This window comes from Sphingobacterium sp. UBA7253, assembly GCF_002472745.1.
Taxonomy (GTDB): Bacteria; Bacteroidota; Bacteroidia; order Sphingobacteriales; family Sphingobacteriaceae; genus Sphingobacterium; species Sphingobacterium siyangense.
In genome coordinates, this window is sequence record NZ_DKSP01000112.1 from 18457 (window position 1) to 25255 (window position 6799).

Here is a 6799-nt window from a genome sequence, read left to right on the forward strand (position 1 = left end):
CTTTGCCGTACGTTTCATTGCACCTACAACTTTGCCGTCCACCACGAATGCGCGAATATCAGAGCCTTTAGATTCTTTGATGAACTCTTGAATCAAAATGTTATTGCCAAGGCCGTAGAATGCTTCGATAACGGATGAAGCGGCTTTCTTTGTCTCTGCAAGGACTACCCCAATACCCTGGGTTCCTTCTAACAATTTGATAACTAATGGAGCTCCACCAACCATGCTAATAAGGTCGTCTACGTCAGAGGCTGTACGTGCAAATCCCGTAATTGGGAGTCCGATTCCTGCACCGGATAAAATCTGCAGGCACCTCAATTTGTCCCGAGATCGCGTAATTGCCTGGCTGGGATTAGCGGAAATAACATCCATCACCTCAAATTGTCTAACAATAGCTGATCCGTAAAATGTTACCGATGCTCCTATCCGCGGAATAATGGCATCGATATCACTCAGATCCTGTCCTTTGTAATGAATACTGGGTTTACCTTGTTGAATACCTACATAACATTTACTGTGGTCGATGACAACGCATTCGTGTCCTCTTTGTTGTGCGGCTTCTACGAGACGACGAGTTGAGTATAAACTCTTTACTGTCGATAATACGGCAATTTTCACGATTTGTATATTGAGTATATTTTGTGCTAAGATAACAAAATAGCTTGGCTATTTGTTTTTATTTTGCCAAGGCCTTCACGGAGAGATTTTCCTTGGAAACATCAACCAAAAACCTTTTATATAAAAAATTTTTCCCCAAAAGCATAGGGTAGGTCATTTGGGATCGATTTCTAAAGGATATCTTAATGCCAAACACTTGGTCGTACAATGTTGCTGTGGTACGGATATAAAATCGCTTCTCTTCTTGACCAAAAGAGCTTTTAACCAATTTTGTTTTATAGAGCTTTAATTTTAAAGTTTTTGTCTCTTCGGTTTCAAAATTAATGATAAGTTCGCAGATAATCCAGTCCTGACCATCTTCCTTAACTACCTTGTACGAGTTGCAGTGTAGTACCGATGAAGCAGCGCCGGTATCGACTTTTGCTTCTATACCATATATTCCCAATTCAGGTAAATCAAGGGTCTCTTTCCAGCCCACAAGAAGTTTTTCTTTCATGTATACCAAATTGAAAAAATAGCCCTGTCCCATGTATAAGCAGGGGACAGGGATGAAAATCTTTTATTCGTAGATAAATTCTCCGTAAGGAGAGGTTATAGTAACTTTTTTAGCCGTAGATTCTTCCACGCGACCTATGATTTGAGCCGGAATGCCGAATGATTCTGAAATAGCAATGATATCCGATGCAATCGATTCAGGTACATATAATTCCATACGATGTCCCATATTGAATACTTTGTACATTTCTTTCCAGTCTGTATTGGATTCTTTCTGTATTAATTCAAAAAGAGGTGGGATCGGAAAAAGATTATCTTTGATGACGTGCACATTATCCACAAAGTGTAAGACCTTTGTTTGCGCTCCACCAGAGCAATGCACCATCCCGTCAATTTGAGAACGATACTTGTCTAGTATTTGTTTGATAACAGGCGCATAAGTACGTGTCGCTGAAAGAACAAGCTTACCCGCAGTTATTTTTTCTCCGGTTTCAACTTCGATTTCATTTGTAAGATCTTGGCTCCCCGCGAAAACTAGTTCGTAAGGAACAGCTGGATCATACGCTTCAGGATATTTTTCAGCTACTTTTTTGTTAAATACATCATGACGTGCAGAAGTTAGTCCATTGGAACCCATTCCGCCATTGTACGACTGTTCATACGTTGCTTTTCCATTCGATGCTAAGCCAACAATGACGTTACCGCCTTTGATGCGATGATTTGAAATAACATCTTCACGTTTCATCCGACAGGTTACTGTACTATCAACAATGATGGTACGAACAAGGTCGCCAACGTCGGCAGTTTCACCTCCTGTAGAATAGATGCCAATTCCCAACTCCCGAAGTTCCGCCAGAATCTCTTCTGTACCATTGATGATTTCAGCAATCACTTCACCAGGAATAAGATTCTTATTTCTGCCAATCGTTGAGGATAAGAGAATGTTATCGATGGCGCCTACACAAAGCAAGTCATCAATATTCATGATAATTGCGTCTTGTGCGATACCTTTCCAAACTGAAATATCACCAGTTTCTTTCCAATAGACATACGCCAATGAAGATTTGGTGCCAGCACCATCAGCATGCATAATATTACACCAGTCTGGGTCTCCACCCAAAATATCTGGAATTATTTTGCAAAATGCTTTGGGAAACAGACCCTTATCTATATTTTTTATCGCATTGTGCACATCCTCTTTCCCTGCGGATACGCCTCGTTGATTGTATTTTAAATCTGACATCTTAGGGCAAAAATAAGCAATAGGACTGAATTAACGAATCTAATTCGTGTAATTTAATCACTTATTATTACGCACCATTGTTTAATTAGATTTTCGAGATTACTTTTCGCATTGGCTGGACTTGTGCTAGGTAAGCATCTGTAAATAATGTCCTCTCTTTTGTTGAAATGCTTTAAGTATAAACTGTGCGCTTTTTGCCCGTTAAAAATAATTTGTGTGATTTTAGGGTGGGCTTCTAGCAGTTCAACAAGCTGATTCGGAACTTCATTTTGTATGGCTAGATCCATACTGCCGGGACGAGAGGCTTCTGCGCAAACATCCCAAAGACCGATGTTGTTTTTGAATAATAGATCTATCTTCTCCGTATAATTTGTTTGTTCCGGCGCATTAAACAAAGAGGTGATTACTTTCCAGAATCGATTTTGTGGGTGCGCATAATATTCATTTTCTGCCAAAGACTTGTCTCCAGGCAAAGAGCCAAGGATGAGTATTTCTGTCGTGGAGTTTACTAAAGGTAGAAAGGATCTTTTGCGCATAATCAAAAATAGTAATTTTAAATTTTCATTTGAAATATGAAAAATATTATAGTATATTTATGATATTAAAATGATATCAAATATATATTAACAAATTATGGAAAAACTAATTAAACCAATGTCTGGCTATTTAGCCTTATTGATAGCTGTTGTCTCCTTTGTGGCAGCTATATTCTCCTTCGCGAATGTCGAAGCAAGTTCCCTGTATGTTGTACTGGGGGTGATATTGATGATTGCTACTTTTTTTATTTTAAAGGGATTGATGATTATTAATCCAAATCATTCTCGTGTGCTGAATTTCTTCGGAAAATATGTAGGTACTGTTAAGGAAAATGGATTATTTTTTGTCAATCCGTTGTATTCAACGATTAAAGTGAGTCTTCGTTCCGATAACTTACAGGGACAGACACTGAAAGTAAATGACAAGATGGGAAATCCAATCGAGATTGGAGCGGTTATCGTATGGCAGGTAGGTGATACGTATAAAGCTGCTTACGATGTAAGTAATTATACATCTTATGTACGCACGCAGAGTGAAGCAGCAGTAAGACATTTGGCCGGAAGCTTTCCTTATGATAACCTGGAAGATGAAGGCGCGGAGATCACTTTGCGCGAAGGTGGGGATACCGTAAATCATATTCTTGAACAAGAATTGTCAGATCGTTTGGCTCCAGCCGGGGTTATTATTAAAGAGGCCAGAATCAGTCATTTGGCTTATGCTTCCGAAATTGCAGGTGCTATGCTTCAAAGACAACAGGCGGCAGCAATTGTGGCAGCAAGGGCAAAGATCGTAGACGGTGCTGTTGGGATGGTGGAAATGGCCTTGCATAAATTGTCTGAGAAAGATATTGTAGAGTTGGACAACGAGAAAAAGGCAGCAATGGTCAGCAATTTAATGGTGGTGCTCTGTGGAGAGAAGGCGGCGACACCAATTGTAAATACAGGTACTTTGTACCAATAAACGAAATGAAATGGCGGATAAGAAAAACTTTATGCTACGCTTAGACGACCAGATGTACAAAGCATTGGAAAAATGGGCTGCAGATGAGTTTAGGAGTGTTAATGGGCAGATCGAATATCTTTTACATAAAGCGCTGCAGGAAAATAAAAGATTGGGTGCTGAAAAAAAGACTACCGATAAGAAATAGCATAGAGTAAGGAACGAAAACTGTACCTTTGGCTTCGCAATCGACAAAGCCAAGGGTACTTTTTATTTTAATGTTTTAGCGAAAAAAAGATGAATGTTAATCCAGCGTACAAGTTATTGGTCGTAAGTACAAGTACGATCTATGGTAGTGAGTTTTTAGCTTATATTAAGCAAGATTTTGTAGAATTTATTCAGTCAGACGAATTGCTATTTGTCCCTTTTGCGAGACCATCAGGAATTTCGTTTGATGGTTATACGGCTAAGGTGCAGGACGCACTGAGAGATAGCGGTATAACGGTTCGGGGGCTGCATGAGTTTCATAACATGAAGAAGGCTATTCAGGATGCTAAGGCTATTTTTATTGGTGGAGGAAATACATTTCTACTCTTAAAAACCTTGTATGAGCTGGATTTGGTACAGCAATTGCGTGTACAAGTAGCAAAGGGGATTCCATATGTCGGTACATCTGCGGGGTCCAATTTGACCGGACTAACAATAGGAACTACAAATGATATGCCTATTGTTTATCCGCCTAGCTTTGACGCACTTGGTTTCTTACCTTTTAATATTAATCCACATTATTTGGATCCGGATCCAAATTCTACACATAAAGGAGAGACAAGGGAAACGCGAATCCAGGAATTTCATCAGCTTAATCCTCAGCCAGTCATAGGCTTGCGTGAAGGGAGCTGGTTGCATGTAGATGAAGGAAATATAGAACTGAAAGGTAATTTAACAGCCCGGCTATTTAAAGCTGGTTTTGAGCCCGAGGAGCTAGCGCCTGGATTAATTAATTTTTAAGATATTGTAAAGTTCATGGGCATATCAAGTCAAATGTACTCTTCAATCTAGTAGTAGACGATTTTACGAAAGACTAGCAGCAATTCCCATTGGAAAAAATAGTTTTTCAGATTGTTGAAAATCATACAAAATAAGCTACTTTTGCGCTAAATCCATTAAAATATTCTTCCAATGGAACAAAATTCAGCATTACACCCAGCCGATATCGCGGAAGAAATATCGCGTTTAAGTAAGGGAGAACAACATCAACAGTTTATGGACTATCCTTTGGAGGATAGATTGGAGATCTTTTCTTTTTTTGAAATGGATGTTCAATATACGTTGATCAAATCCATGACGGAACATGAACTGTCCGAATTGCTGAATAATTTGAAGCCGGATACGCGTAATGAATTACTGTCTGAATTGCCTGATGATCTGATCAAGTATCTGATCAATCTATTGAATGAGCGCGAGAAGCAGCTGGCTTTGGAGCTGATCGGATATAAAGAGGATAGTATTGCCCGGCTTATGACGCCAATGTATGTGCAAGTTCGTCCTTATTATACTGTGGATGATGTTTTTCGGCATATCAAGGTGTTTGGAAGGAAGGCCGAAACGCTTAATTTTATTTATGTAGTTGATGAGAAAAATGTGTTGATCGATGACTTGAAAATTGGTCAATTACTGCTATCGGATTCTTCTACCAAGATTTCCGACTTAATAGATTACAATTTTGCCGCGATTAAGGCTTCCACACCCATGGAAGAGGCATTCGAGATTTTTCAAAAATATGACCGAAGTGCTTTGCCTATTATTACAGAAGCAGGGGTATTGGTCGGAATTGTGACATTTGATGACGTGTTGGATCGAATTGAAGATCGGGATACAGAAGATATTCAGCGATTTGGGGGGATGGAAGAATTGGATCTGGCTTATACTAAAACTCCTTTGTTGCAATTGATTCAAAAAAGAGCCGGCTGGCTGATCATCTTGTTTTTTAGCGAAATGCTTACAGCTTCGGCAATGGGATTTTTTGAAGGGGAATTGGAAAAGGCGGTTGTACTTGCTTTATTTGTTCCTTTAATTATATCCAGTGGGGGTAATTCCGGGTCGCAGGCGGCATCTTTAATTATTCGTGCCATGGCGCTCGGAGAGTTAAAGCTGAAAGATTGGTGGTACGTGATGAAGCGCGAAATTTCTTCTGGTTTAATCTTAGGTGGAATATTGGGTTCGATCGGATTCCTACGGATATTGGCTTGGCATTTTCTTGGTCTGTATGACTATGGTCCTTATTGGATTTCAATTGGTTTTACGGTTGCTGTTTCCTTATTGTTTATTGTTTTATGGGGGACTTTGTCAGGATCGTTTATTCCATTTATTCTACGTCGGTTTGGATTGGATCCGGCGACGGCATCAGCACCATTTGTAGCTACGTTGGTGGATGTTTCAGGATTGATTATCTATTTTACTGTTGCAGCATTCTTTTTGCATGGAAAACTACTATAGTTCGGATGATAAGATTTTAAAAAAAGCCTAAAGCATACTTATGATTTAGGCTTTTTTTTATCAAAAAATTTTTCTCGTGTCTTTATTAAAGTCATCTATCCATTCATTGTGGTCTGCACTCTTATTCTTGACATGTTTTTTTGCCCTATCTTGTTTTTATTTGAAGTAGTTCATAATGGGATGCAAGGAGATAGACTGAGAAGCTGAAAGCGCATTGTCTTGTTTATAAAGTGAGTCTGCTTATAAATTGAGTCTGCGGTATAATTTTTCCTTTAAACCGCCTTTTTGCGCAATATAAATTCCTTTTTTTCCGGAAAATAAAAAAGCGACTATACACGCTATTGCTATAAATAAAATAGGCTGAATCCCAAATAATTCATAACCCATTACAATACAGGCGAGCGGGGTGTTTGTAGCGCCTGAAAATACAGCTACAAAGCCCATGGCAGCCAGCAGGCTGATGGGAAGTGG

General features: G+C 39.2%; 9 protein-coding genes. 4 read left to right on the forward strand and 5 right to left on the reverse strand.

Annotation, left to right across the window (positions count from 1 at the left end):
* From B2X72_RS10950 to B2X72_RS10965, 4 genes are all read right to left on the reverse strand, one after another.
* A partial coding sequence (locus tag B2X72_RS10950; protein ID WP_286849607.1) for a RimK family alpha-L-glutamate ligase occupies nt 1-618 on the reverse strand: 618 nt, incomplete at its 3' end.
* 58 nt (nt 619-676) lie between these two features.
* Nucleotides 677-1114 (reverse strand): ATP-dependent zinc protease, encoded by a 438-nt coding sequence (locus tag B2X72_RS10955; protein ID WP_088163625.1) that lies wholly within the window; start codon nt 1112-1114, stop codon nt 677-679.
* Nucleotides 1115-1177: 63 nt separating this feature from the next.
* The gene (locus tag B2X72_RS10960; protein ID WP_088162186.1) at nt 1178-2356 is read right to left on the reverse strand and encodes an AIR synthase related protein; all 1179 of its coding nucleotides are present in this window, start codon (nt 2354-2356) and stop codon (nt 1178-1180) included.
* 53 nt (nt 2357-2409) lie between these two features.
* Complete coding sequence (locus tag B2X72_RS10965) at nt 2410-2892, reverse strand: DNA-deoxyinosine glycosylase (protein ID WP_145327022.1); 483 nt, start codon at nt 2890-2892, stop codon at nt 2410-2412.
* 97 nt (nt 2893-2989) lie between these two features.
* Here B2X72_RS10965 and B2X72_RS10970 point away from each other — a divergent pair, with 97 nt between their 5' ends.
* The 4 genes from B2X72_RS10970 (at nt 2990) to mgtE (ending at nt 6328) form a co-directional block, all read left to right on the forward strand.
* Nucleotides 2990-3853, forward strand: coding sequence for an SPFH domain-containing protein (locus B2X72_RS10970; protein ID WP_088162184.1), 864 nt, complete (start codon nt 2990-2992; stop codon nt 3851-3853).
* Between the two features lie 10 nt (nt 3854-3863).
* Nucleotides 3864-4040 carry a ribbon-helix-helix domain-containing protein gene (locus tag B2X72_RS10975; protein WP_088162183.1) on the forward strand — a complete coding sequence of 59 codons (177 nt, stop codon included), beginning with the start codon at nt 3864-3866 and terminating at the stop codon, nt 4038-4040.
* A gap of 89 nt (nt 4041-4129) precedes the next feature.
* The gene (gene pepE, locus B2X72_RS10980) at nt 4130-4840 is read left to right on the forward strand and encodes a dipeptidase PepE (RefSeq protein WP_088162182.1); all 711 of its coding nucleotides are present in this window, start codon (nt 4130-4132) and stop codon (nt 4838-4840) included.
* A 171-nt stretch (nt 4841-5011) separates the two neighbouring features.
* On the forward strand, nt 5012-6328 hold the full coding sequence (gene mgtE, locus B2X72_RS10985) for a magnesium transporter (protein WP_286849608.1): 1317 nt from the start codon (nt 5012-5014) through the stop codon (nt 6326-6328).
* A 240-nt stretch (nt 6329-6568) separates the two neighbouring features.
* On the opposite strand, the gene B2X72_RS10990 is transcribed toward mgtE, so the two are convergent.
* Nucleotides 6569-6799 (reverse strand): chloride channel protein (locus B2X72_RS10990; protein ID WP_286849610.1); only part of this gene is annotated, 231 nt, incomplete at its 5' end.